This is a genomic window from Brucella thiophenivorans (assembly GCF_002252445.1).
Lineage (GTDB): Bacteria > Pseudomonadota > Alphaproteobacteria > Rhizobiales > Rhizobiaceae > Brucella > Brucella thiophenivorans.
Map to the genome: position 1 here is coordinate 377,508 of NZ_NNRJ01000015.1, position 26,372 is coordinate 403,879.

A 26,372-nucleotide genomic window follows, 5' to 3' on the forward strand; every position below is an offset into this window, starting at 1 on the left:
AATGCTTCTTATCCGTTGCCCTTATTGCGAAATGGAACGTCCTGAGCTGGAGTTTGCCTATGCAGGCGAAGCCCATATTGCGCGTCCCGCCGTTCCTTCGACGCTCTCCGATGATGAATGGCGCGATTTCCTGTTCACGCGCTCCAATCCACGCGGCACCCATTATGAACGCTGGCGGCATATCAATGGCTGTGGCCGCTTCTTCAATGCGGTGCGCGACACGGTGAGCGACAAGTTTGTCACCACCTACAAGGCCGGTGAGCCCCGTCCTGCTTTGGCAGAAACTCCGGCTGCGGAGACGAAATAATGACCGATATGCGTTTGACGAATAAAGGCCGCGTCAACAAGGCCAAATCTGTCCGCTTCTCCTTTAACGGCAAGAGCTATCAGGGTTTTGAAGGCGACACACTTGCCTCTGCGCTGATTGCTAATGGCGAACATCTTGTTGCACGTTCGTTCAAATATCACCGCCCGCGCGGCATTCTTTCCGCAGGTTCGGAAGAACCCAATGCGTTGATGGATGTTTCTCGTGGTGGCGCTCGCAAGGAACCAAACACTCGCGCAACCGTTCTTGAACTCTATGACGGCCTGAAGGCTGAAAGTCAGAACCATTGGCCATCGCTCAAGCACGATGTTGGCGCGATCAATGATGCATTCTACATGTTCTTCTCGGCGGGCTTTTACTACAAGACCTTCATGTGGCCGAAGAGCTTCTGGAACAAGGTTTATGAGCCTTTTATCCGGGGTGCTGCTGGTCTTGGCAAATCGCCATCCGAACCAGATCCCGACACCTATGCCAGCCGCTATGCGTTCTGCGATGTGCTGATTGCCGGTGGTGGACCTGCCGGTCTGGCAGCAGCGTTAGAAGCTGCAAAGAGCGGCGCAAAAGTCATCCTCGTTGACGAGCAGGCTGAGTTCGGCGGTTCGCTTTTGTCGGAACCAGAGCCGGTCATCAATGGCCGCGCAAGCTGGGATTGGCTCAATGAAACCTTAGCTGCCCTTAAAGCCAATCCGAATGTTACGCTTTTGCCGCGCACAACCGCCATTGGCTATTATCATCAGAATATGCTTGGTCTGTGCGAGCGTCTGACCGATCATCAGGCAAAACCCGCCACAAATGCGCCGCGTGAGCGCATGTGGCGCGTGCGTGCAAAACAGGTTGTTCTCGCACAGGGATCTATTGAAAAGCCGCTTATCTTTGCAGGCAATGACCGCCCTGGCGTGATGCTGGCATCGAGCGCACGTACCTATCTCAATCGCTATGGCGTGAAGGTTGGCAACAAGGCCGTTGTTGTGACTTCGCATGACAGTGCCTGGCTTGCGGCTTTTGATCTCGCCGTTGCGGGTGTGAAGGTACCGGCTATCATTGATGTGCGTGAGCAAGTTGCTGACAGCCTTATCAATCGCGCAAAAATGCTTGGTATTGAAACACTGACCGGCTGGACGGTGAGTGATACGGGCGGTCGTCATCGTGTGTCGTCGGTGCGGGCCAATCCGGTCAGGAATGGATCGGTTGGTGCTGCACGTACCATTGCCTGTGATGTCGTGCTGATGTCCGGCGGTTGGACGCCAAGCGTGCACCTCTTCTCTCATACCAAGGGACAACTGCTCTGGGATGAAGCTCGTCAGGCCTATCTGCCAGGTGAACGCACCGAAGAAAGCCGCTGCGCCGGTGCAGGCAATGGCAATTTTGATTTGCAGGCCGCTTTACGCGAAGGTGCGCAAGCAGGTGCGTCTGCCGCAAATGATGCAGGCCATAAGACCAAGGCATCCGAATATGCGGTTGCCGGTGATTTTATCTGCGATGGTGTGAGCGTTCGCGAACTGCCAACGGATCGTGATCCGGGCAAGGCAAAGGCTTTCATCGATTTTCAGAATGATGTGACTGCCAAGGACATTCGTCTGGCCGTGCGTGAAGGCTTCCGCTCCATCGAACATATTAAGCGCTATACCACCAACGGCATGGCAACCGATCAGGGCAAGACCTCCAATATCAACGGTCTGGCTGTAGCATCCAATGCGCTGAGCCGTCCGGCTCCGCAGGTGGGCCTCACCACCTTCCGTCCGCCTTATACGCCGACGACCTTTGGTGCTTTCTGCGGTTACAATCGCGGAAAACTGTTTGATGTCACGCGCAAGACGCCAATTGATAGCTGGGCCGAACAGCATGGCGCGGCATTCGAGCCGGTCTCGCTGTGGCGTCGCGCATGGTACTTCCCAAAGACTGGCGAAGACATGCATCAGGCCGTGGCGCGCGAGTGCAAAGCGACACGTCAGTCGCTTGGCATGTTCGATGCGTCAACGCTTGGCAAGATCGAAGTGGTCGGCCCGGATGCCGCCGAATTCATGAACCGCATGTACACCAATCCATGGACCAAGCTTGGTGTTGGCCGCTGCCGTTATGGTTTGTTGCTGGGTGAAGATGGCTTTATTCGTGATGACGGTGTGGTCGGTCGTCTGACGCAGGACCGCTTCCATGTGACGACCACAACCGCCGGTGCCGCGCGTGTTCTCAATATGATGGAAGATTATCTCCAGACCGAATGGCCTGAGCTGAAAGTCTCGCTCACCTCGACCACTGAGCAATGGGCGGTGGTTGCGATTAATGGTCCGAATGCGCGTAAGCTTATTGAGCCGATGGTCGAAGGGCTGGATATTTCCGACGAAGCGTTCCCGCATATGTCGGTTGCAGAATGCAAATTCCTCGGCGTTCCAGCGCGTCTGTTCCGCATGAGCTTCACCGGCGAACTGGGCTACGAAATCAACGTGCCTGCCCGTTTTGGCCTATCACTCTGGAAGGCGCTTTACGAAGCTGGTCAGAAATACGACATCACGCCTTATGGCACAGAAACCATGCACGTTCTGCGCGCGGAAAAAGGCTATATCATCGTCGGTCAGGATACTGACGGCACGATCACGCCGGATGATGCAAGTCTTGGTTGGGCCGTTGGCAAGCAGAAGCCGGATTTTGTCGGCAAACGTTCGCTGTCGCGCCCAGATATTCTGAAATCTGATCGCAAGCATCTGGTCGGTCTTCTCACCAAAGACCCGAAATTGGTTCTGGAAGAAGGCGCACAGATCGTTGCCGATCCAAAACAGGCTATACCGATGACCATGATCGGTCATGTGACATCGTCTTACTGGAGTGAGGCGTTGGGTCGTTCCATTGCGATGGCCGTGGTTTCGGGCGGTAAGGATCGGATGGGCGAAACCATGTATATGCCAATGCCGGATGGCAGCGTGCACGAGGCGGTTATTTCGGGCATGGCTTTCTATGATCCCGAAGGAAAGAAACTGAACGGATAATACTACAGCTGCATTCTTCGTGATGCCGGGCTGTAAAGAGCAATTTGTCTGTGTTCCGGTGCTCTCGTACTTTAAGTACGCTCCGCTCCGGTACTCGAAAATCACTCTTTTCGTCACGGCCTGACGAATTTGCAACTGTAGTGATAAGGATTTAACCATGCTTGTTGAGACAAAACCTTATTCGAACCGCAAGGTCGTCATTCCCAGCCGTCTGGCAATCCACGCAGCCGATGATGCGGCCCGCTTTATCCTGCGCATTGCGCCGGAAAAGCTTAACGTGGCTGAAAAAGCTTTGGGTGCAAAAATTCCGACAAAGATCGGCGATCTGATCCGCACCGGCGATATTGCGGTTGCCTGCATTGGACCGGATGAATGGTATATCTGGGCTGATGAAAGCGACGGTGATGCTGTTACGCAGGCTTTCGCCACGCTTTATGAGACCGAACCGCATAGCCTGACGGAAGTGAGCCATCGCGAAACCGGCATTGATATTACCGGCCCTAAAGCGGAGTGGCTGCTCAATGCTGCTTCCCCGCTTGATCTTTCTGAGATGAGCTTTCCGGGTGCTGCCCGCACGATTTTCGATCATGCTCAGATCATTCTTATAAAATGGGATGCCGACCATTATCGCATTGAAGTGTGGAATTCCTTTGCCGATCACGTCTGGACCTTGCTTGAACTGGCAAGTCAGGAAGTCTAACGCTTAATCTGATTAATCGCTTATTCCGTTCAAAACGCTGCCCCGCTGGGCGGCGTTTTTGCATCCCGCCTCCAATTTCAGTATTGCCTTCTATAAATCCATATGTGAAGACTATATTCACATAAGAAATTCATGAGGAGGGGATTTCCCGATGTCGGAAAGTGAACTGCCGCTGAGCGGGCTTGTCGTTGTCGATATGAGCCAGTTTCTGTCGGGGCCTTATTGCTCGTTGCGTCTGCTGGATCTGGGCGCACGCGTCATCAAGATTGAACGGCCTGATGGTGGTGATCTCTCGCGCAGGCTCTATCTGAGCGATACGGAAATCGGCGGCGATTCCACGATTTTTCATGCGATCAATCGTGGCAAGGATAGCCTTGCCATTGATCTGAAAAATCCCGACGATCTCAACGCGTTGAAGAAACTTCTGACGCAGGCTGATGTGCTTATTCAGAATTTTCGCCCCGGCGTTATCAAGCGTCTAGGCCTTGATTATGAGGCGGCTAAAGCCATCAATCCGCGTCTCGTCTATGCATCGATCAGCGGTTATGGCGAAGAGGGTCCGTGGGTCGGGCGTCCGGGACAGGATTTGCTGGCGCAGGCGCGTTCCGGCCTGATGTGGCTCAATGGCGACGAAGGGCAGGGGCCGGTGCCATTTGGTCTGGCGGTTGCCGATATGCTGGCAGGGGCTGCGGCAGCGCAGGGCATTCTCGCAGCACTTGTTCGCCGCGGCATCACCAACAAAGGTTCGCATGTCGAAACCAGCCTTCTCGAAGCGCTGGTTGATTTCCAGTTTGAAGTGCTGACCACCCACCTTAACGATGGTCGCCGTCTGCCGAAGCGTTCTGAGTTCCGTAGTGCCCACGCCTATCTCGCAGCACCTTATGGTGTCTATCCGGCAGCGGACGGTTATCTCGCTATTGCCATGATGCCGATTGCGAAACTGGCACCACTGCTCGAAACAGAGACACTTGCGCCTTTCATTGACGATCCGAAGATCGCATTCGCCAAGCGCGATGAAATCAAGCGCCTGATTGCAGCACGTATTGCCGAAAAAACCGTCGATGAATGGCTCGCAATTCTTGAGCCTGCCGATATCTGGTGCGCACGTGTTCTTAATTGGGAAGAACTGCTTGCAAGCGAAGGTTTTTCGACCCTCGACATGCTCCAGACCGTCACGCGTGAGGATGATGTTTCCATCACCACCACACGTTCCCCGCTGCGTATTAACGGGCAGCGCCCGAAAGTCGCGAAAGCAGCACCGCGCATTGGCGAGAACAGCAAGGAAATTCGCGAGGAGTTCGGTCTATGAGCACGATCAAGCTGAAAGGCATGACCTGGAGCCACCCGCGCGGCTATGACCCGATGGTTGCAGCTGCTCAACAATGGTTGCAGGATAAGGGCGTCGAGATCGAATGGCAAAAGCGTTCCCTACAGGATTTTGAGACCTTTCCGGTCGAGGAGCTGGCGCGTAATTTCGATATGATCGTGATCGATCATCCGCATGTGGGCCAGATCACCAAGGAAAATTGCCTTGTTCCGCTCGATGTCGCTGGACGCGAAACAGACCTTGCCGCGCTCGCAGAAGGTTCGGTTGGGCAGTCCTTCCCGAGCTATAATTGGCAGGGGCGGCAATGGGCGTTTCCGCTGGATGCGGCAACGCAAGTGCAGGCGTGGCGTCCTGATCTGATGGACAAGCCCGCAACGTCGTGGGGCCAAGTGCTGCGGCTTGCACGCTCTGGAAAAGTGCTGTTGCCACTGCGTTCGCCACATTCGCTGATGAGTTTTTACACACTTGTCGCCAATGCCGGAACACCTTGCGCGGTTGAGGGCGAGCTGATCTCTGTCGAGGATGGTGCAAAGGCTTTCGAGAAGTTGCGTGAGCTTGCTTCACTGGTTGCGCCCGAATGTTTCGGAATGGATCCGATTGCTGTGTTTGAGGAAATGGCGAAGCCTGATTCCGAGATAGCCTGTTCCCCGTTGATCTACGGCTATGTCAATTATGCCATGCCGGGCTTCCGCGATCGCCTGATCCGCTTTGCCGATATTCCATCGGGAGCGGCGGGCGTTGCGGGTTCCGCATTGGGCGGCACCGGCATTGCAGTTTCCGCCTTCAGCAAGCATCCTGAAGCGGCAATCGATTTTGCTTACTGGGTTGCGAGCGGTGACGTACAGAAAGGGCTTTATGCGGCCTCCAACGGGCAGCCGGGACATGCGGATGCATGGGAAGACGATACCGTAAACAACGTCACCTCGGGCTTCTATCGCGATACGCGCGCAACGCTTGAAGGTGCATGGGTGCGTCCGCGTCATGATGGCTATATGCCGTTTCAAGAAGCAGCATCCGAACGGATCAACAGGGGCTTGCTGGACAAGGAGAAGGCGGAAGTCGTCGTCGCCGATCTCAATCGGCTTTTCCGCGAAAGCTTTTAATGGGAGCGCATCCCGAAAAGTGTGAAGCCGTTTTCGGGATGCGCTCAAAAAATGTTTGGCTGGCGAGAAACTCGCCAGCCTTTAGGTTTAAATCTTCCAGATGCGCTGCGCATTGTCCGCAAGGAGCAGCGCCTTTTCGTCTTCGCTGCATCCTTTGAGCAGCGCATGGGTTGTCGCAACCCAAGTGGAAAGCCCGGCATCGACATTGCTGGCCAATGTGCAAACCGGCCAATCACTGCCCCAGACAACGCGTTCCCAGCCGAATGACTGAATGACATGCTCCACATAGGGGCGTAGGGTCTCTACCGTCCAGCTTTCAGCGTTGGCATAGGCGACCACACCAGAAATCTTGGCAACCACATTGTCGCGCTGCGCAATCTTGGTAATGCCCTTCTGCCAGCCGTCAAAAGCGCTTGATTTGATGTCAGGCACACCGCAATGATCGAGGACGAATTGTAAGTCTGGCGCAAGGTCAGCAAGCGCTATGGCTTTATCGATTTGATGCGGCAAAGTGCAGAGATCAAATGTCAGGCCGGTACCTTCCAAGCGCCTGATATTTTCGCGGAACAAAGGCTTTTCCGACAAATCGTCAGGCACGACATGCAACACGCGGCGAAAGCCTTTGACGAAAGGATTGCGGCGGCTCTGTTCAAGATATTCGGCAAATCCCGGCTCTTCCGGGCGGCAGGATGCGATTGCGCCCCTGATGAAGCCATTATTGGCTATGGAAATATCCTGAATGTGATTGGTTTCAGCCGCAATATCAGCGATTAAAACATCTACTTCCATGTGGAGGGCGGTTTTAATTCCGCAACGCTCGGCTTGTTGTTTATACGTTTCGAACAGGAAATCGCGGTCGAGCGCCGGGACGTCACCCAGCCATGGATAGGTAAGGGCTGCCTTGTCGATCAGATGCAGATGGGTATCGATAATCATGAAAACTCCTCCTTCTTTATCTTTTCAAAAAAGAATTAAGTTTTCAAATACGAATTTTATATAATTCTAGTCGATGGTGCCAATATCCGATCCAACCAGCTTTGAGAGGTCTTTGACGGTCTTTTGTAGCAGGTTGATTGTCTGTGTGATGTCAGGTGCAGAGGTTGAGTTGACAAGGGTCACATAAGGACAGGTTAGTGCCGCGATGCAGGAACCTTCAGGACCGAGAATCGGTGCGGAGAGGTTGTAAACGCCAGCCACCTGCGCGCTGGGCATCATTTCATAGCCGCGTTCGCGAATCTGATCGAGGCGCTCATAGAAGCTCTCATCAAGGTGCGCGCTTTCGCTTCCTTTCACATATTCGGCAATCATCATCTTGCGTTCTTCTGGTGAGCGGAAGGCGAGAAGAACATGACCGGAACCTGTATCAAACAGGCTGATATGTGAACCGACGCGGATCGAAATTCCCCAGTAATCCGGGGCTTCCTGCTGTGCAATAACCACGACGGAGCCGCGATCAAACACTGCAAGCTGGTTGGCCTGTTTCGAACGATCGGCGAGTTCGCGCATGAAGGGCGTGGCGAACGACGCCAGCCTGCGGACCGGCGCATGAAGATGCGCAAGGCCGAACAGCTTGAGCGTTAGCGAATAACGGTCGCCTTCGAGCTTGGTCACGTACCCGCGCTTCACCAGACGATCCAGCATCCGGTAAAATTCGTTGGGGCTGCGGTCTAGATATTTGGCAATCTCGGCCTGACTCAATCCGCCATCGACGCTTGCCAGCAATTCGAGAATATCCAGCCCTTTGTCCAGTGCGGGTGCGCGGTAGCGATCGTCTGTTTCCAAGTCTCTTCCTCTCATGAATAACTTGCTTCATATACGAATATATCGCGCTATGAAAGATCGGATTGCATCGAAAGCGCCTTGACCGGTTGTGAATATTATGTTTGCATATAAATACACAATTTACAATTGGGTGTGGACACGGGAGATGTCCGCCATGAGGAGGAAAGCATGAGGAATTTTACAACGTCCGTGCTGGCAGGTTCTGTTCTGCTTGCGCTGGGTATGGTTTCTGCGGGGGCAGCGGACCTTCCGGGTAAATTTGAAGGCGTTACCATCAACGCCAAGCTCATTGGCGGCCAGCAATATGAAGCGCTGTATTCTCGCATTGCTGAATGGGAAAAAGCGACCGGTGCCAAGGTCAATATCCTGTCCAAGAAGAATCACTTCGAACTGGACAAGGAAATCAAATCGGACATCGCATCACGTTCGATCAATTGGTGCGTTGGGTCCAATCACTCGTCTTTCGCGCCGCAATATCCTGATCTTTATGCCGACCTGAACGGCCTGCTGCCAAAAGAAGAAATCGAAGGCTTTGTGCCGTCCGTTATCAAAGCTTCGACGCTCAATGATAAGCTGATCATGCTGCCGCGTGCGCAGTACGACGTCTCGGCGATGTACTATCAGAAGAGCCTCTACGAAGACGACGCCAAGAAGACAGAATTCAAGGCAAAATACGGCTACGATCTCGCACCGCCTAAAACATGGAAAGAAGTTTCCGATCAGGCTGTGTTCTTTGCCGATCCGCCAAATTTCTACGGCACGCAGTTTGCGGGCAAGGAAGAAGCCATCAATGGCCGCTTCTATGAAATGCTGGTCGCTGAAGGCGGCGAATATCTGGATGGCGAAGGCAAGCCAGCATTTAATTCAGAAGCCGGTGTGCGTGCGCTAGATTGGTTCGTAAACGTCTACAAGGCGAAGGCCGTTCCTGCTGGCACCACCAATTATCTCTGGGATGAACTTGGCGCAGGTTTTGCGTCCGGCACCATTGCTCTCAATCTGGATTGGCCGGGCTGGGCGACTTACTTCAACGATCCAAAGTCGTCGAAGGTTGCTGGCAATGTCGGTGTGACCGTTGCACCGGAAGGTTCTTCTGGCAAGCGTACTGGCTGGTCGGGTCATCACGGTTTCTCGGTTACTGAATCCTGTGACAACAAGGATGCAGCCGCATCGCTCGTCTGGTTCCTGACCAATGAAGATTCGCAGAAGCAGGAATCGTCGGCTGGCACATTGCCAACCCGTACCGCTGTCTGGGATTACGTGATCGAACAGGCCGCTGCCGATCCATATAAAAAGGAAGTGCTTTCGGTGTTCCAGGAAACGGCAAAGACCGCTTTTCCTGTTCCGCAGACACCATCATGGATCGAGATTTCCAACGCTGTTTATCCTGAGCTTCAGGCTGCAATTCTTGGTGACAAGACCTCACAGCAGGCTCTCGACGATGCAGCCAAGAAGGCAACGCAGATCCTTGAGGACGCTGGGGAACTCTAATTTCGCCTTGTGATTTTAAACCTGTGACTTCATGGCCCGCTCTGAACGGGGCGGGCCATTTCAAGTGCATCCCAAAAAGCGCGTAGCGATTTTCGGATAGGATGCGCGTGTGCCTTGATGCGCTTACAATCGCTTCGGAAGAACAATGTTTAAACGAATTTCCCCGCCGGTTTTGCTTTTGCTTCCGGCCTTCATCATTCTCGCAGCGGTGGTTCTGTTTCCCCTTGCGCTTTCGCTTTATTCAAGCTTCACGCCATTCCGGCTGACGCGTCCCGACAGCCTGTTCAACTTCATCGGACTGCGCAATTATCAGCGCATCATGACCGACTGGGTGTTCTGGGCTGCATTCATTCGCACGGTGATCTTTCTCACCATCGCGCTCAATCTGGAAATGCTGCTAGGACTTGGCCTGGCACTGCTCATCAACAAGGCCACCCACGGCCAGCGCGTTTTACGCACGCTGATGATGTTCCCGATGATGTTTTCGCCGGTTCTGGTCGGCTTCCAGTTCAAATTCATGTTCAACGACAATATCGGTCTTGTGAACAATGCGCTGCAATCGCTGGGTATAACCGACACTGCAATTCCATGGCTGATCGACGGCAATCTGGCACTGTTTGCCATTCTGATGGCAGAGGTCTGGATGTCGACCTCGGTGTTTGCGATCCTCATTCTGGGCGGTCTTCTGTCGATGCCGCAAGATCCGGTGGAAGCGGCGCGCGTTGATGGCTGTACCCCTTGGCAGACCTTCCGCTATGTCATCTGGCCTTATCTGATGCCGTTCGCCTTCATCGCTATGACCATTCGTTCGCTCGATGTGGCACGCGCTTATGACATCGTGAAGATCATGACTGATGGTGGTCCGGCACGTCGAACCGAGCTGATCTGGACGCTTGTTGGGCGAACAGCATATTCGGATGCGCAGATGGGGCTTGCTAACGCTATGGCCTATGTCGCGATCCTGCTTTCGATCATCTTCACCGTAATGTTCTTCCGCAAGCTTGCAGCCGCACGTGCGCAAATCGGAGCGGAGTGGTAATCATGGCATCAACAACACTCTCTAATGATCAGCATCGCCTGCTGCGTCGCGTCAAGAAAGTCGCCTATCTGATTGGCCTGTTTCTCGCGATGACGATCATCTGCCTGCCCGGTCTGTGGATCGTGCTGTCCTCGCTGCGCCCGCCGGTTGAAATCATGGCAAAGCCGCCTGTCTGGATTCCGCAGGAAATCACGCTTGATGCTTATTATGCGATGTTCTCTGGTGCTGGCGGCGGCGGTATTCCGGTCTGGGACTATTTCCGTAACTCGCTGATTATCTCGGTTACATCCACGATCATTGCTTTGGTTGTCGGCGTTTCGGGTGGCTATGCTTTTGCGCGTTTCCGCTTCTGGGGCAAATCGACAACCTTCTTGGGTCTGATGCTGACGCGCTCGGTGCCGGGCATTGCGCTTTCGCTGCCGCTTTTCATGCTTTATTCGCGCATTGGCATCATCGACACGCATTTTGGCTTGATCATCACTTATGTGGCGCTCAACGTGCCTTTCACCATCTGGCTGATTGATGGTTTCTTCCGTCAGGTGCCAAAAGATCTGGCCGAAGCAGCGCAGATCGACGGCTGCACACGCTGGCAGGCTTTCTGGCAGGTGGAATTTCCACTGGCCGGTCCCGGCATTGCGACCGCTGGCATCTTCGCCTTTCTCACTTCATGGAACGAATATGCGCTGGCTTCCCAGCTCACCCGCTCCATCAATTCCAAGACCCTTCCTGTCGGTCTTCTCGATTACACCGCTGAATTCACCATTGACTGGCGTGGCATGTGTGCGCTCGCAGTCGTGATGATTATTCCGGCGCTGACCCTCACATTCATCGTTCAGAAGCATCTTGTTGCTGGTCTGACGTTCGGCGCGGTTAAAGGTTGATATTACAATGGCTCAGCTTTCCATTAAAAATCTCGTCAAGCGCTATGGCACAATCGAAGTCGTGCATGGCATCAATCTCGAAATCGCCGACAAGGAATTTGTAGCGCTCGTCGGTCCGTCGGGCTGTGGGAAGTCCACGACGCTGCGCATGATTGCAGGTCTTGAAAGCATCTCAGATGGTGCGCTCGAAATCGGCGGCAAGGTTGTCAATGATCTACCGCCGCGTGATCGCAATATCTCGATGGTGTTCCAGTCCTATGCGCTCTATCCGCATATGTCGGTGCGTGAGAATATGGGTTTCTCGCTCAAAATCGCCAAGCAGCCGCAAGCGGAAATCGACCGCCGTGTGAATGAAGCCTCCGCCATTCTTGGTCTTGAAGCGCTGATGGACCGTCGTCCGGCACAGCTTTCCGGCGGTCAGCGCCAGCGTGTCGCCATGGGCCGTGCCATCGTGCGCAATCCGGAAGTGTTTCTGTTCGACGAACCGCTTTCCAACCTCGATGCGAAGCTGCGCACGCAGATGCGCACCGAGATCAAAAAGCTTCATGCCAAGGTGCAGTCGACTGTCGTTTACGTGACGCATGATCAGGTTGAGGCCATGACGCTGGCTGACCGCATCGTCATCATGCGCGATGGTCATATCGAGCAGGTTGGCACCCCGGACGAAGTGTTCAAGCGCCCGGATACGCAGTTTGTTGCAGGCTTTATCGGCTCGCCACCTATGAATATGGCGGAAGCAACTGTGCAAGGTGCGGAACTGGTTTTTGCCAATGGGGACTGTCTTCCAGTACCGCAGCAGTTCAAAGCCAAGGTCAGCGAAGGCGCGAAAGTAACATTTGGTCTGCGTCCAGATGATCTTTTTCCGAAAGGCCACGGGCTTTCTTCGGGAGATGCTATTCATGAAGGCGAATTGCGCGTTTCGATCACCGAACCGCTTGGCAATGAAACGCTGGTCTTTGCCGAATTCGCTGGCAAGGAATGGGTTGCGCGTATGTTGAACCCGCGTCATCTGCATCCGGGTGAAGCTGTTGTGATGCAATTTGATCTGTCGCAGGCGCATCTGTTTGACGCGGTAAGCGGCAAGAGCTTGGCGGTTTAAACATGGCACGCATTGAAAAAGTCGAACTGCGCATGGTTGACCTTCCGCCGAAGGTCAAGCGCACCGATGCGATCCAGAGCTTTGTCAGTCAGGAAACGCCAATCGTCACCATCACGGATAGCGATGGTGCGGTCGGAACGGGCTATAGCTACACTATCGGTACAGGTGGTTCGTCCGTCATGCGATTGTTGAACGACCATCTGGTGCCGCTGATCCTCGATGAGGATGCGGATCGCATCGAAGCGATCTGGCGCAAGCTCGAATTTGCGACCCACGCCACAACCATCGGTGCGATTACAGCGCTAGCACTTGCGGCGATTGACACAGCCCTTTGGGACTTGCGTGCGAAAAAGCAGAAGTTGCCGCTTTGGAAACTCGCAGGCGGTGCCAAGGACCGTTGCCCGCTATACACGACCGAGGGCGGCTGGCTGCATATCGAAAAAGAAGCGCTCGTCGAGGATGCACTGCAAGCCAAGGCCAAGGGCTTTTCCGGCTCTAAGGTGAAAATCGGCAAGCCGCATGGCTCGGAAGATCATGCGCGTCTGGCCGCCGTTCGTGCAGCAGTCGGTGACGGCTTTGAAATCATGACCGATTGCAATCAGGGCTTTAGCGTTGATGAGGCTATCCGCCGTGCAGAACGTCTGAAAGAGCTTGATCTGGCATGGATTGAAGAACCGCTTCCAGCGGATGATCTTGATGGCCATATCCGCCTGACGCGCTCGACACCGACGCCGATTGCGGTGGGTGAATCGATCTATTCGATCCGTCATTTCCGCGAATATATGCAGAAGGGTGCTTGCTCCATCGTGCAGGTCGATGTGGCGCGCATCGGCGGCATCACACCATGGCTGAAAGTGGCACATGCGGCGGAAGCCTTCGATATTCCTGTCTGCCCGCACTTCCTGATGGAGCTGCATGTGAGCCTCGCCTGCGCGGTGCAGAATGGCCGTTATGTCGAATATATCCCGCAGCTCGATGAACTGACGACCAAGGGCATGGAAATCCGTGACGGCCACGCCATTGCTCCATCGGAGCCGGGCATTGGTATTTCGTGGGATTGGGATGCCGTGCGCGCGCGTTCGGTTTCCGAATTCACCCGCGAGATCGTGAGCGCGTCATGAGTGAACGCATGGGGATGGTGATCGGGCTGAAGCCTGAGAAGATCGCGGACTATAAAAAGCTGCACGCGAGCGTGTGGCCGGAGATTCTCGCGCTTATTTCAGAATGCAACATCACCAATTATACGATCTTTCTCAAAGAGCCAGAAAACTTGCTGTTTGGCACATGGGACTATGTTGGCACCGACTTTGAAGCCGACATGAAGAAAATGGCCGATAATCCGAAAAATCAGGAGTGGTGGTCGGTCTGCATGCCATGCCAGAAGCCGCTTGAAACCCGCAAAGAGGGCGAGTGGTGGGCAATGATGGAGGAGGTTTTCCATCATGACTGACACTTTCGATCCAAAAACCCTGCGCCAGTGGTGGCCGAAGCCCACGCAGCCGAAGCCTATCGTGATTTTTGGTGCAGGCAGCATTGTTGATGATGCGCATCTGCCAGCCTATAAGCTGGGTGGTTTTCCGGTTGCGGGCATTTTTGATCCCAATTTCGAAAAGGCATCAGCGCTTGCTGACAAACGGGGCGTGAAGGCTTTTGGAAGCATTGAAGAAGCGTTGGCTATCGAAGGTGCGATCTTCGATTTGGCAACACCGCCGTCAGCCCATGCTTCTATCCTGTCGCAATTGCCGGAACGCGCACCCGCCCTCATCCAGAAGCCGATGGGCAGCGACCTCGATGCAGCCACGGAAATCCTGAAAGTCTGTCGTGCGCGTAATCTCAAAGCGGCGGTGAATTTCCAGCTGCGCTTCGCGCCGATGATGCTTGCTCTTTACGATGCCGTCGATAAGGGCTTGCTTGGCGAAGTGGTGGATTTCGATGCATGGCTGGCGCTTGCGACCCCATGGGGTCTGTGGCCGTTCCTGAAAGGTCTGCCGCGTATAGAGATCGCCATGCATTCGATCCATTATCTGGATTTCGTGCGTGGACTGCTTGGCAATCCGCAAGGCGTTCACGCCAAGACCATTGGCCATCCGAACCATGAAGTCGCACAGACCCGCACGGCTGCGATTCTGGACTATGGCAACCGCGTGCGTTGTGCGCTGTCGATCAATCATGACCATGATTTCGGCCGCAAGTTTCAGGCCTGCGAGTTCCGCATTTGCGGGACTGAGGGTGCGGCCTATGTGAAACTCGGCGTCAATCTCGACTATCCGCATGGTGAACCGGATGAGCTCTGGATCAAGCCAAAGGGCGACGACGACTGGGTGCAGGTCGCACTTGAAGGCGGGTGGTTCCCGGATGCATTCTTAAACCGCATGGCGCAGTTGCAGCGTTTCGCAACCGGCGAAGATGCCGAGCTTATTGGCTCTGTCGAAGATGCCTGGCACACCATGGCACTGGTCGAAGCGGCCTATCAATCAAGTAGCGCGCCTGCCACGCCGCTTGCTGCAAAACCGGAGTTTTGATCATGTCTGAACAGACAATCTATTTTGAAGATTATGAACTTGAGGCTCAGCGCGTAACCTATGGCCGCACGATCACTGAAACAGATTTCGTGGTTCATGCCGGACATACGGGCGATTTCTTCCCGCATCATATGGATGTTGAATTTGCAAAGACATTGCCGGGTGGCCAGCGCATTGCGCATGGCACAATGGTTTTCGCGATTGGCGTTGGCCTGACAGCCACGCTCATCAATCCGGTCGCTTTTTCTTATGGCTATGACCGCTTGCGTTTTATACGTCCGGTGCATATCGGCGATACGATCCGCACGCGTGTGACGATCAGTGCCAAGGAAGACGACCCGAAGAGGGCAAATATGGGCCGCGTGAATGAGCGGTGCGAAGTGCTTAATCAGCGGGATGAAGTGGTGCTGGCATGCGACCACATCCTGCTTGTTGAACGGAAGGCATGACTATGACGATACGATTTGATGGAAAAACCGCGCTGATTACGGCGGCGGCGCAGGGCATTGGCCGCGCAAGTGCTTTGGCTTTCGCAGAAGCGGGTGCCAAGGTCTATGCGACCGACATCAACGAGAACGCACTCAAGGAACTCGAAGGTATTTCGGGCATCACCACCCGCAAGCTTAACGTGCTAGATGATGCAGGCGTCAAGGCACTGGTCACTGAAATTGGTCAGGTCGATATCTTGTTCAATTGCGCAGGCGTTGTCCATGGCGGCTCGATTTTGGAAATGAAAGACGAAGACCTCGACTTCGCCGTCAATCTCAACGTCAAGGCGATGATCCGCACTATTCAGGCCGTGCTGCCGGGCATGCTGGAGCGCAAAGATGGTGCCATCGTCAACATGGCATCCGTTGCTTCGAGCGTTAAAGGTGTTCCGAACCGCTTTGCTTATGGTGTAACGAAAGCTGCTGTCATTGGTCTTACCAAAGCCGTTGCTGCCGATTATGTCGGTCAGGGCATTCGCTGCAACGCCATCTGCCCCGGCACGGTTGAAAGCCCGTCGCTGCAGGATCGCCTGCGCGCGCAGGGCGATTATGAAAAGCAGCGCGCAGCTTTCATCGCCCGTCAGCCAATTGGCCGTATTGGACAGCCGGAAGAAATTGCCGATCTCGCGGTCTATCTCGCGGGTGCGACCTATACCACGGGTCAGGCGTATAACATTGATGGTGGCTGGACGATTTAGAGCTATCGCTATTCAGGCTCTGGCGGCCTGCAAACGGCATTTTCTGCGCTTCCGGTGCTCATGTACCTTTAAGTACACTCCGCTCCGGTTCTCGAAAAACACCATTTTCGGCACGCCATAACCAGAATTTCGACAGCTCTAGGCATCCGACTACCACCAATTCTATCCCCACAAGGAGTAAACTCATGAAATTTCTTCGCTATGGCGAAACCGGACAGGAAAAGCCGGGCCTTCTCGATGCCGATGGCAATATCCGCGATTTGTCTGCCCATGTAAGCGATCTGTCGGGCGCAGTTCTCAGCCCTGAAACCCTTGCAAAGCTTGGCTCGCTTGATGTGAATGCATTGCCAAAAGTCGAAGGCAATCCACGTCTTGGACCATGCGTTGCAGGCACTGGCAAGTTTATCTGCATCGGTTTGAACTATGCCGATCACGCGGCTGAATCCGGCATGGCTGTGCCGCCAGAACCCGTTATCTTCATGAAGGCAACATCCGCTATCGTCGGCCCGAATGACGATCTGCTGATCCCGCGCGGCTCCGAAAAGACTGACTGGGAAGTCGAGCTTGGCATCGTCATTGGCAAGACCGCGAAATATGTCTCGGAAGAAGATGCGCTTGACTATGTCGCGGGCTATTGCACGCTGCATGACGTCTCGGAACGCGCTTTCCAGATCGAACGCGCTGGTCAGTGGACCAAGGGCAAATCCTGCGACACATTTGGTCCTACCGGCCCATGGCTGGTGACAAAGGACGAAGTTGCCGATCCGCAGAATCTTGGCATGTGGCTCAAGGTCAATGGCGAAACTATGCAGGACGGCTCGACCAAGACCATGGTCTATGGCGTTCGTCATCTGGTTTCTTATTTATCGCAGTTTATGTCGTTGCAGCCGGGTGACATCATTTCCACTGGCACACCTCCGGGCGTTGGCATGGGCATGAAGCCACCGCGTTATCTCAAGGCTGGCGACGTTGTCGAACTCGGCATCGAAGGCCTCGGCACGCAGAAGCAGAACGTGCGCGCAGATATTTGAATTGAGATAAATCATGACCAAAATTACTGATCTGCGCGTTTTCGATCTGCGCTTCCCGACTTCGCAAAGTCTGGACGGATCGGATGCGATGAACCCGGACCCGGATTACTCGGCCGCCTATGTCATCCTCGATACGGATGACGAGGCGCTGAAAGGCCACGGTCTGACTTTTACCATCGGTCGCGGTAATGACATATGCTGTCAGGCCATTCTTGCCATGCGCCATCTGGTGGTCGGCGTCGATCTCGATGTGGTCCGTTCGGCTCCGGGCAAATTCTGGCGGCATCTGACAAGCGATAGCCAGTTGCGCTGGATCGGCCCTGAAAAGGGCGCGATGCATCTTGCAACAGGTGCTGTGGTCAATGCTTTCTGGGATCTGTTGGCAAAGCAATCCGGCAAGCCAGTCTGGCGTCTGGTGTCGGAAATGTCGGCAGAAGAAATCGCCGATATTGTCGATTATCGCTACATCACGGACGTGCTAACCCGCGACGAAGCAGTCGAAATTCTGCGCAAAGCAGAAAGTGGCAAGGCAGAGCGCATCGCTCAGCTCGAAGCAACCGGCTATCCTTGCTATACGACCTCTGCTGGCTGGCTCGGTTATGGCGATGAAAAACTGCGTCGTCTCTGTCAGGAAGCGATTGACGAAGGTTTCAACCACATCAAGATGAAAGTTGGCCGCGATCTGGAAGATGATATTCGTCGTCTCACCATCGCGCGTGAAGTCATCGGCCCTGATCGTTATCTGATGATTGATGCCAATCAGGTCTGGGAAGTTAATCAGGCAATTGAGTGGGTCAACAAGCTCGCTTTCTCCAAGCCTTTCTTCATTGAAGAACCAACCAGCCCAGATGATGTTGCAGGCCATCGCAAGATCCGCCAAGCCATTGGCGATGTGAAGGTTGCGACTGGCGAAATGTGCCAGAACCGCATCATGTTCAAGCAGTTCATCGCAGAAGGCGCGGTTGACATCGTTCAGATCGATTCATGCCGCATGGGTGGTCTCAACGAAGTTCTGGCTGTGCTGCTGATAGCTGCCAAGTATAACAAGCCGGTCTGGCCACATGCGGGCGGCGTTGGTCTGTGTGAATATGTGCAGCATCTCTCGATGATCGATTATGTTGCCGTTTCAGGCACCATGGACGGTCGTGTGATCGAATATGTCGATCATCTGCACGAGCATTTCATCGAGCCATGCATCATCAAGGACGCGGCCTATATGCCGCCGTCGCTGCCCGGCTTCTCCATCGAAATGAAAACACAATCAATTACGGAATATACGTTCAAGGGCTGATGGAACCTGATGTGAACTCGAAGCCGCGCTGCCGAAATTATCTTTCGCAGCGCGGCTTTTTATTATTGATCACTTAAGAATAGTCTGTTCCTGTGGGAACCATTAATTTGGAAAAGGGGTCGTGATGAAAAAGGCAATTTTGGCGCTGGGTGCTTCCATTCTTCTGGCAGCAACATCTTCCGGGTCGGCACAGGTCAGTGCGGAAGTTGGTGTGCTTTCGTGTGATGTATCGGCTGGTATTGGCTTGATCATCGAGCAGAAGCAGAAGGTCAGCTGCACGCTGTCGAATGGCAATGGCCTGTCGCAGCAGTATAATGGCTCGATTGACCAGTATGGTCTGGAACTCGGCGAAACCACTGGTGGCCAGATGACATGGACAGTTCTCGCTGCGACCACCACTATGGAGCCTGGTGCGCTTGCTGGCACTTATGCTGGTGCGGAAGCTGATGCAAGCCTTGGCCTTGGTGCAGGCGTACAGGTGCTGGTTGGCGGAACAGGTCAGGCTTTCACATTGCAGCCGCTTGCCGTTGATACCGAAAAGGGCACGGCTCTTTCCGCTGGCGTTGAGACGCTGACGCTGGAATTTGTTCAGCCGTAACAGTGATTTGAGTTTAAAAAAGTGCGTCTGATTCCAGGCGCGCTTTTTACTTCTGCTCGCCGGTGGAGATAAGATTCTTACCGCGACGCTTGGCATCATAAAGCAGAGCATCTGCAGCATAAATTGCCCCAGCCACATCTGTGGGTGCTGCTGTAAATGAAACGAGGCCCATTGAGAAACTTACACAGAAGCCTGCGCGTGAGACCTCATCATCAAGCATAGCCTTAATCTGCTGTGCTTCGGCAAGATCACTTTCCTTTGTACCGCCGAGCCGCAGGACGATGAATTCATCGCCGCCGGGGCGTGCACTGACCTCATCGGGGCGATTACGCCCCACAAGTGTCTCGCCAATCAACCGCAACAATTCATCGCCCGCTGCGTGTCCACGTTCATCATTGACTTGTTTAAAGCGATCAACGTCAAAATAGAGCAGCGAGAAGGGCAGGCCATGATTGCGCAGCGCTATAATGGCCTTCTCGATTTCAAGCTCAATGCCGGTGCGATTGGCAATCCCGGTTAAACCGTCGACAAGTGCTAGTTTACGCGCTTCGCGCATGTGGCGGCGCATGTTGAGAATCTCGACCGCCGTGCTGGCGAGGCTTGCAAGCTTTGCCTTCTCTTCAAGAGTGCAGAGCCTTGTTTTGGTATCGAGTGCGCAGATGGCGCCCAATGTTGAGCCATCTGGTGCAACCAGCGGAGCTCCAAGATAAAAACGAACGCCTGGATCACCCTTGACGAAAGGATTGGTTGCAAACCGATCATCGGAAGTCGCGTCTTCAATCAGAAAAGGATCTGTGCTTTCAATGGTATGGGAGCAGAACGTATTTTCGTTCGGCAAATCTCCGAACACGCAACCCGCCATGCCGATATGATGCGTGACATGTTCGTCGACGAGCGATACCGCAGCCATCGGAACGCCAAACGTCGACAAGACGAGATTGCAGAGCGCATCCCGTGTGCGATCCTGTCCCATCTCTATGGTGTTGTAGGAAGTGAGAACAGCGAGCCGATGTTTGTCGTGTAGAAGCATGGGCCTTATTAAGCAAATTGGATTGTCTCAATCAACTATCAAATGCGGCTGATTTGAACATGTGAAGATGGGATGGAAACGCGACCCTTTCAAAGGCCAGACTTCAAGAAAGGGGCTATAATTGTGAGAAAAGTGGTGCCCGGAGACGGATTTGAACCGCCGACACGCGGATTTTCAATCCGCTGCTCTACCAACTGAGCTATCCGGGCATCCTGTCAGTGATTTCTCACTGTGTGGCGGTGTTGGTGTCCGCCGGAAGTGGGTGGGTTATAGCATTAAATTTCGCGCTGTCCAGCACCCTATCGCAATTTTTACAAGATTTCTTATAAACTTGCTAAAGCACCGATTTTGCAGAGAAAATCATGGTGCAACAAACTCAGTTGTCGTTTTCTTCCTCTTCCTCAATCGTTTTTCCGGCAATGACATAGCTTCCCGAAAGCCAGCGGTTGAGATCGATACTTTTGCAGCGTGGTGAACAGAACGGATAAGTGTCGCGAGCAGACGCCTTACCGCATTCCGGGCAGGGGCGAACGGGACGCAATAGCGTAACGCGCGCGCCCTCTGCTGTCGATATGTCTTTTTTGTCGCTCATAGATATTTCAGACTTTGCCACTTTGCCAGTTATCATAAACCGGATAATTGCCGTCAGCCAGCAAGCTTACAACTTCCTGTAAAGGAAGGCCTACGACATTGGTGTAGGAGCCGACCAGTTTAACAACGAAGCTGCCGGCGAGCCCCTGAATGGCATAGCCACCCGCCTTGCCTCGCCACTCGCCCGAAGAGAGATAGGCATCAATTTGCTTGGCCGTCAGGCGTTCAAAACGCAGGCGCGTTTCAACAAGCGTCTGGCGCAGATTGCCATTGGGCAAAACGAGGCAGACGCCTGTGAAAACCTTGTGCGTACGCCCCGACAAAAGACGCAGGCATTCCCGCGCTTCGTCGGTGATTTCTGCCTTGGGCAGAACCCGTCGTCCCACGGCAACAACCGTGTCAGCCGCCAGAACAAAAGCATTGGCGAAGGCTTCATCACCCTGCAATTGTTGCTGCGCAGCCTTGGCCTTTTCCCGCGCAAGACGTCGCGCCAGAGAACGCGGATGCTCCGCGCGCTGAGGCGTCTCGTCAATATCAGCCGGCTGGATATGATCTGGCTCAATGCCGACCTGCCCCAGAAGCTCGATCCTGCGGGGAGAGCCGGAGGCAAGAACCAGCTTATGTTGCGCGTTCATAGACAACGGTTTTCCTGCGTGTGCGTGATTGGCTTACTTGAAGCGGTAGGTAATACGACCCTTGGTCAGGTCATATGGGGTCATTTCGACCAGAACCTTATCGCCTGCGAGAACACGGATGCGGTTTTTGCGCATACGGCCAGCAGTGTGAGCAATGATTTCATGTTCGTTTTCGAGCTTAACGCGGAACATTGCATTTGGCAGCAGTTCCGTAACAACACCCGGAAACTCTAGGACTTCTTCTTTCGCCATGCGATACCTTTAACTTTCTTTGACAGATTGGCCCAAAACCGGGCCGCAGCTTTAAATTTGGCCGGAACCTATATGATTAGACTGCATTTGTGAACAACCGAATTGGATTAGGCTTGAGGGCTGTTAATTCGGGGCTAATCTCCGTGTGATTTGCCCTTTTAAGCGATCCCGCACATCACGATAAGCATTCATAATCTGCTCGCGACTTCCCGTTACAAGGGTCGGGTCAGGGGTCGGCCAATATTCCACATTCACCGAAAACCCGCGCATGCGTTCAAGCACTGTATGATGGGCCAGCGGGGTAAGTGTAATGATGAGATCGAAATAGCCGTCCGCTAGTTCTTCCAGCTCACGCGGTTGTCGGTTGTCGAGCGATAGGCCTTCCTCAACCAGAACTGCATCTACAAACGGGTCACGCTCCCCGCGCTGAACACCCGCAGATGCAATATACATATTGGATGGAAGCAGCTTTCTTGCAAGCAATTCGGCAATTGGCGAGCGAATGGAGTTTTTACCGCAAACAAAAAGTATAGAACTTGGGCTTTTGACGGCCTCACTCTCATTGGTTTGGGCAATCGCATCCTGTGCGCTCATCTATGATCAGCCCCGCCAGTGCAGCACGCAGACGAGCGTGAAAAGCCGCCGAGCGGTTGTAAAATCGACTTCAATTTTACCGTTCAGCCGTGTTTGCAAAACTTGTGAACCTTCATTGTGCAACCCGCGCCGACCCATATCGATGGCTTCAATCTTGCTTGGGGTCGCTGAGCGGATCGCTTCATAATAGCTTTCGCAAACCATGAAATAGTCGCGCACCACGCGACGAAGGGGAGTGAGCGACAAAATGTGAGTCGCAACAACGTCGCCGCTTTCCCGCATGATGGAAAAAATCAAACGTGATTCCATCAAAGAGAGTTTGAGCTTGTAAGGCCCACCCATATCGTCCCCGACCGGGTGAAACGCATTTTCCTCAATGAGATCGAAAATTGCGACTGCGCGTTCATGCTCGACATCAGGCGTCGAGCGGCCGATGGACTCATCAAGCTCGACGTCAATAAGGCGGGCATTAGGAACGCCAGCAGTCATGGTGCCTCATAGATTAAGCCGAATGGCGACAGATTGTGCGTGAGCGTCGAGGCCTTCGGCACGGGCAATTTCGATCGCCGCTGGGCCGAGTGCACGCAATTGTTCCGGGCCGAGTTTGAGCAGCGACGTGCGCTTCATATAATCGAGCACCGAGAGACCGGACGAGAATCGGGCCGAGCGAGCGGTCGGCAAAACGTGGTTACAGCCGCCGACATAATCCCCGATCACTTCCGGCGTATAAGCGCCAATGAAGATGGAACCAGCATTGCGAATCTTGGGTAAAAGCGCGTCCGGATCGGCGGTTGCGATTTCGAGATGCTCTGCGGCGATGCGGTTGGCGAGCGGAATGGCGGCGTCAAAATCTTCAACCAGAATGATCGCGCCAAAATCGCGCCAGCTGGCGCTCGCCGTTTCTGCGCGCGGCAGGGTTTTGAGCTGACGTTCAACGGCTTCTTCAACAGCCTTTGCAAAAGGTGCGTCATTGGTCATGAGGATCGACTGCGCAGCCGTATCGTGTTCGGCCTGAGCCAGAATATCCGCAGCCAGCCAGTCCGGATTGTTGTCCTTATCGGCAATCACCAGCACTTCCGAAGGACCGGCAATCATATCAATGCCGACCGTGCCGAAAACGATGCGCTTGGCAGCGGCAACATAGGCATTGCCGGGGCCGACGATCTTCGCGACCGGTTCGATGGTTTCAGTGCCATAGGCAAGTGCCGCAACAGCCTGTGCGCCACCAACCCGGTAGATCTCCGTAACGCCCGCAAGGCGCGCTGCCACCAGAACCAGCGGGTTAAGCTTGCCATCTGGCGACGGCACCACCATGACAATCCGCTCAACGCCAGCGACCTTGGCAGGCACCGCATTCATCAGCACCGAGCTTGGATAGCTTGCGGTGCCGCCCGGCACATAAAGGCCGACAGCCTCTATTGCCGTCCAGCGTGAACCGAGTTCAACGCCGAGCGCATCGGTGTAAAGATCATCTTTCGGCAACTGTCGCGCATGATGTTTTTCAATGCGCTCATGCGCGAGCTTGAGCGCTTCAATCGTCGAGGCAGGTGCCTCCTCAAAAGCCGCATCGATTTCCGCTTCGGTCACCCGAATACCGGTTTTGTTAAGATCGATGCGGTCAAAACGGAGCGAATATTCAATCAGTGCCGCATCGCCTTCTCGGCGCACACGATCAACGATTTCGCGGGCAGCGCGATCCACGTCTTCCGAGACTTCGCGCTTGCCGGTCAGGAAAGCTGCAAAATTCTGTTCAAAATCGGGGTCGGTTTGTCTGAGCGTCGTGACCACGCTGGTATTCCTTTAATTTTCAGTCTGGGCGGTGCCCGTCAAGTATGTGTAGCGGTTTTGAGCAGCAATCAGGCTTCGTGTTTTGGCAACGAAGCTGTTTCCCAGGCAGGCCCCAGATCTGTCAGCTGTGCTTCAATGCATTCTACATCCAGACGGATAGCCGCATTTGCCGAGAAAGTCAGTTCCAATGTTCCGGCTGGTGCTTCGCCGGGAACAAAGCGGATGGCGAGCAGCGAAAGAACTTCTTCCGTCTTCTGCCGGTCGATGCCGCTGCCTTTGACTGCGGTGACGCGATTGAAATGCAAAGTGGTGCGGCGACGCTGATATTGCGGCTTGCGGAACAGTTTGGGCTTCGACTCTTCCCACGCGAAGCGATTGGCTGTGAGAACGAAGCGCTTATCTGCTGCCAGATATTGCAAGTCTGATACTTTCAAAACTGCATCTTGAAGATGGGCGGATAAGACCTGCAAATCTTCTTCATCCAGTGCCACAAGCTTCAACATTTCCATATCTGTTATTGTTCCCTGCTATTTTCAGATGACGCGTCAGCAACTTTACATGCCAGAACAAAAAAATCGACAGGCTTTTCAGCCTGTTGATTAATAAGTACGAAATGAAAGAAAAGCCGGAATGCGTTTGGCAAATCCGGCTTTTAGATTTTAACCGCTGATGCGCTCGACATTGGCTCCGCAACGCGAGAGCTTTTCTTCCAGACGCTCAAAACCGCGATCAAGGTGATAAACGCGATTAACGATGGTTTCGCCTTCGGCAGCAAGGCCCGCGATGACCAACGAAACGGATGCACGCAGATCGGTTGCCATGACCTGCGCACCTTTGAGGCGCTCTACGCCTTCAACGGTTGCAGTCTGGCCGGACAGCGAAATCTTCGCACCAAGACGTGCCAGTTCCTGCACATGCATGAAGCGATTTTCGAAAATCGTTTCAGTGATATGCGATGTGCCTTTGGCCATCGTCATCAGGCCCATGAACTGTGCCTGAAGATCGGTTGGGAAACCGGGGAATGGATCGGTGGTAACATCAACCGGGTGAATGCCGTGTCCATTACGAACAACACGCAGGCCGCTATTGGTTTCGGTGATTTCTGCACCGGCCTGACGCAGCGTGTCGAGTGCTGCGGTCAACTGGCTTGCTTCCGCACCTTCGAGCAGAACATCGCCGCCGGTCATCGCAACAACCATCGCATAAGTGCCGGTTTCGATACGGTCAGGGATAACGCGAACGCGTGCGCCTGAGAGACTTGTCACACCCTGAATATGGATTGTATCGGTGCCCGCACCGGTGATTTTTGCACCCATGGCGTTCAGGCAGTCGGCAAGATTGACCACTTCCGGTTCGCGCGCTGGGTTCTCGATAATGGTTTCGCCATTGGCAAGCACCGCTGCCATCAGCATCACATGCGTGGCGCCAACCGAAACTTTCGGGAAGCGATAGCGCGTGCCGACGAGACCGCCTTTAGGTGCGCGTGCTTTGGCATAGCCGTTTTCAATGTCGATCTGGGCGCCAAGTGCCTGAAGGCACTCAAGCAGCAAATCAACCGGACGCGTGCCGATTGCGCAGCCGCCTGGCAGCGATACGGTGGCTTCACCCATACGCGCCAGAAGCGGTCCTATCACCCAGAAGCTCGCGCGCATCTTGGAAACCAGCTCATACGGAGCAACGGTATCGACAATCGTACGGGCCGTGAAATGAATGGTGCGCGAATAAGCACCATTCTGATGTTCCCGGCGGCCATTCACTGAATAATCAACGCCGTGATTACCCAAAATACGGATCAACTGCTCAACATCGGCGAGATGCGGCACGTTTTCCAGCGTCAGCGTATCGTCGGTGAGAAGCGAGGCAATCATCAAAGGCAGCGCTGCATTTTTCGCGCCTGAGATAGGAATAACGCCGTTTAGCTTGTTGCCGCCGACGATTTTGATGCGATCCATACTTGTTTCACCTTCTGGGCCGAAGCCATTGCCCGGTATTCGAGTTTTGCAAATTCCGCGGCCTTGATGCCTGCGACGTTGCATTATGAAATGACTGTCCTTGCGGCGAAATTACGTCGATCACGAATCATAGTCGTTCAACAACGCCATCAAGAATTGAACTGTGCTTTTAACGCA

The 26,372-nt window shown here is 54.0% G+C and carries 28 protein-coding genes and 1 tRNA gene; 17 read left to right on the plus strand and 12 right to left on the minus strand.

Going from position 1 to position 26,372, the window contains the following annotated elements; genetic code table 11:
* The first annotated feature begins 1 nt into the window (after position 1).
* The 5 genes from CEV31_RS06725 to CEV31_RS06745 all read left to right on the plus strand — a co-directional run bounded on the left by CEV31_RS06725 (position 2) and on the right by CEV31_RS06745 (position 6,436).
* Entirely contained in the window at positions 2-307 is a 306-nt protein-coding gene (locus CEV31_RS06725) for a sarcosine oxidase subunit delta (RefSeq protein WP_094506254.1), read from the plus strand.
* Positions 307-3,306 (plus strand): sarcosine oxidase subunit alpha, encoded by a 3,000-nt coding sequence (locus CEV31_RS06730; protein WP_094506255.1) that lies wholly within the window; start codon positions 307-309, stop codon positions 3,304-3,306. The genes CEV31_RS06725 and CEV31_RS06730 overlap by 1 nt, the downstream gene beginning before the upstream one ends.
* 157 nt (positions 3,307-3,463) lie before the next feature.
* Positions 3,464-4,006 carry a sarcosine oxidase subunit gamma gene (locus CEV31_RS06735; RefSeq protein ID WP_094506256.1) on the plus strand — a complete coding sequence of 181 codons (543 nt, stop codon included), beginning with the start codon at positions 3,464-3,466 and terminating at the stop codon, positions 4,004-4,006.
* 151 nt (positions 4,007-4,157) lie between these two features.
* Positions 4,158-5,315: a CaiB/BaiF CoA transferase family protein gene (locus CEV31_RS06740; RefSeq protein WP_094506257.1), complete on the plus strand. Its 1,158-nt coding sequence runs from the start codon at positions 4,158-4,160 to the stop codon at positions 5,313-5,315.
* A complete protein-coding gene (locus CEV31_RS06745; protein ID WP_094506258.1) occupies positions 5,312-6,436 on the plus strand; it encodes an ABC transporter substrate-binding protein in 1,125 nt (374 codons plus the stop codon). The genes CEV31_RS06740 and CEV31_RS06745 overlap by 4 nt, the downstream gene beginning before the upstream one ends.
* 87 nt (positions 6,437-6,523) lie before the next feature.
* On the opposite strand, the gene CEV31_RS06750 is transcribed toward CEV31_RS06745, so the two are convergent.
* Both CEV31_RS06750 and CEV31_RS06755 read right to left on the minus strand, forming a co-directional pair.
* Positions 6,524-7,372, minus strand: a complete 849-nt coding sequence (locus CEV31_RS06750; RefSeq protein ID WP_094506259.1) for an amidohydrolase family protein — start codon at positions 7,370-7,372, stop codon at positions 6,524-6,526.
* A 66-nt stretch (positions 7,373-7,438) separates the two neighbouring features.
* On the minus strand, positions 7,439-8,233 hold the full coding sequence (locus tag CEV31_RS06755; protein ID WP_094506260.1) for an IclR family transcriptional regulator: 795 nt from the start codon (positions 8,231-8,233) through the stop codon (positions 7,439-7,441).
* A gap of 153 nt (positions 8,234-8,386) precedes the next feature.
* Between CEV31_RS06755 and CEV31_RS06760 the strand changes: the two genes are divergently transcribed.
* The 12 genes from CEV31_RS06760 (at position 8,387) to CEV31_RS06815 (ending at position 19,353) form a co-directional block, all read left to right on the plus strand.
* Entirely contained in the window at positions 8,387-9,706 is a 1,320-nt protein-coding gene (locus CEV31_RS06760) for an ABC transporter substrate-binding protein (protein ID WP_094506558.1), read from the plus strand.
* Positions 9,707-9,851: 145 nt separating this feature from the next.
* Positions 9,852-10,745 (plus strand): carbohydrate ABC transporter permease, encoded by an 894-nt coding sequence (locus CEV31_RS06765; RefSeq protein ID WP_094506261.1) that lies wholly within the window; start codon positions 9,852-9,854, stop codon positions 10,743-10,745.
* A 2-nt stretch (positions 10,746-10,747) separates the two neighbouring features.
* A complete protein-coding gene (locus CEV31_RS06770; protein ID WP_094506262.1) occupies positions 10,748-11,626 on the plus strand; it encodes a carbohydrate ABC transporter permease in 879 nt (292 codons plus the stop codon).
* A gap of 7 nt (positions 11,627-11,633) precedes the next feature.
* A complete protein-coding gene (locus CEV31_RS06775; protein WP_094506263.1) occupies positions 11,634-12,725 on the plus strand; it encodes an ABC transporter ATP-binding protein in 1,092 nt (363 codons plus the stop codon).
* A gap of 2 nt (positions 12,726-12,727) precedes the next feature.
* Positions 12,728-13,846 carry a mandelate racemase/muconate lactonizing enzyme family protein gene (locus tag CEV31_RS06780; RefSeq protein ID WP_094506264.1) on the plus strand — a complete coding sequence of 373 codons (1,119 nt, stop codon included), beginning with the start codon at positions 12,728-12,730 and terminating at the stop codon, positions 13,844-13,846.
* Positions 13,843-14,175, plus strand: coding sequence for an L-rhamnose mutarotase (locus tag CEV31_RS06785; protein ID WP_094506265.1), 333 nt, complete (start codon positions 13,843-13,845; stop codon positions 14,173-14,175). The genes CEV31_RS06780 and CEV31_RS06785 overlap by 4 nt, the downstream gene beginning before the upstream one ends.
* Complete coding sequence (locus CEV31_RS06790; RefSeq protein WP_094506266.1) at positions 14,168-15,247, plus strand: Gfo/Idh/MocA family protein; 1,080 nt, start codon at positions 14,168-14,170, stop codon at positions 15,245-15,247. The genes CEV31_RS06785 and CEV31_RS06790 overlap by 8 nt, the downstream gene beginning before the upstream one ends.
* A 2-nt stretch (positions 15,248-15,249) precedes the next feature.
* Positions 15,250-15,696 carry a MaoC/PaaZ C-terminal domain-containing protein gene (locus tag CEV31_RS06795; RefSeq protein ID WP_094506267.1) on the plus strand — a complete coding sequence of 149 codons (447 nt, stop codon included), beginning with the start codon at positions 15,250-15,252 and terminating at the stop codon, positions 15,694-15,696.
* Between the two features lie 2 nt (positions 15,697-15,698).
* On the plus strand, positions 15,699-16,433 hold the full coding sequence (locus tag CEV31_RS06800) for an SDR family oxidoreductase (RefSeq protein ID WP_094506268.1): 735 nt from the start codon (positions 15,699-15,701) through the stop codon (positions 16,431-16,433).
* A 185-nt stretch (positions 16,434-16,618) separates the two neighbouring features.
* Positions 16,619-17,464, plus strand: a complete 846-nt coding sequence (locus CEV31_RS06805) for a fumarylacetoacetate hydrolase family protein (RefSeq protein ID WP_094506269.1) — start codon at positions 16,619-16,621, stop codon at positions 17,462-17,464.
* 13 nt (positions 17,465-17,477) lie between these two features.
* Positions 17,478-18,755 carry an L-fuconate dehydratase gene (locus CEV31_RS06810; protein ID WP_094506270.1) on the plus strand — a complete coding sequence of 426 codons (1,278 nt, stop codon included), beginning with the start codon at positions 17,478-17,480 and terminating at the stop codon, positions 18,753-18,755.
* Between the two features lie 124 nt (positions 18,756-18,879).
* On the plus strand, positions 18,880-19,353 hold the full coding sequence (locus CEV31_RS06815) for a DUF992 domain-containing protein (RefSeq protein ID WP_094506271.1): 474 nt from the start codon (positions 18,880-18,882) through the stop codon (positions 19,351-19,353).
* A 46-nt stretch (positions 19,354-19,399) separates the two neighbouring features.
* Here CEV31_RS06815 and CEV31_RS06820 read toward each other — a convergent pair whose 3' ends face one another.
* The 10 genes from CEV31_RS06820 to murA form a co-directional block, all read right to left on the minus strand.
* Entirely contained in the window at positions 19,400-20,383 is a 984-nt protein-coding gene (locus CEV31_RS06820) for a sensor domain-containing diguanylate cyclase (RefSeq protein ID WP_094506272.1), read from the minus strand.
* 133 nt (positions 20,384-20,516) lie between these two features.
* Positions 20,517-20,592 (minus strand) — tRNA-Phe (locus CEV31_RS06825).
* 167 nt (positions 20,593-20,759) lie between these two features.
* Positions 20,760-20,975, minus strand: coding sequence for a DNA gyrase inhibitor YacG (yacG, locus tag CEV31_RS06830; protein ID WP_094506273.1), 216 nt, complete (start codon positions 20,973-20,975; stop codon positions 20,760-20,762).
* 7 nt (positions 20,976-20,982) lie between these two features.
* Entirely contained in the window at positions 20,983-21,609 is a 627-nt protein-coding gene (locus tag CEV31_RS06835) for a Maf-like protein (RefSeq protein WP_094506274.1), read from the minus strand.
* Between the two features lie 33 nt (positions 21,610-21,642).
* Complete coding sequence (gene infA, locus CEV31_RS06840) at positions 21,643-21,861, minus strand: translation initiation factor IF-1 (protein ID WP_002965531.1); 219 nt, start codon at positions 21,859-21,861, stop codon at positions 21,643-21,645.
* A gap of 123 nt (positions 21,862-21,984) precedes the next feature.
* Positions 21,985-22,455, minus strand: a complete 471-nt coding sequence (locus tag CEV31_RS06845) for an arsenate-mycothiol transferase ArsC (protein ID WP_094506275.1) — start codon at positions 22,453-22,455, stop codon at positions 21,985-21,987.
* Between the two features lie 6 nt (positions 22,456-22,461).
* Positions 22,462-22,944 carry a UPF0262 family protein gene (locus tag CEV31_RS06850; RefSeq protein ID WP_094506276.1) on the minus strand — a complete coding sequence of 161 codons (483 nt, stop codon included), beginning with the start codon at positions 22,942-22,944 and terminating at the stop codon, positions 22,462-22,464.
* A 6-nt stretch (positions 22,945-22,950) separates the two neighbouring features.
* Complete coding sequence (gene hisD, locus CEV31_RS06855; protein WP_094506277.1) at positions 22,951-24,243, minus strand: histidinol dehydrogenase; 1,293 nt, start codon at positions 24,241-24,243, stop codon at positions 22,951-22,953.
* Positions 24,244-24,311: 68 nt separating this feature from the next.
* A complete protein-coding gene (locus tag CEV31_RS06860) occupies positions 24,312-24,752 on the minus strand; it encodes a DUF2948 family protein (protein WP_094506278.1) in 441 nt (146 codons plus the stop codon).
* Between the two features lie 150 nt (positions 24,753-24,902).
* Entirely contained in the window at positions 24,903-26,195 is a 1,293-nt protein-coding gene (gene murA / locus CEV31_RS06865; RefSeq protein ID WP_094506559.1) for a UDP-N-acetylglucosamine 1-carboxyvinyltransferase, read from the minus strand.
* Positions 26,196-26,372 lie beyond the last annotated feature (177 nt).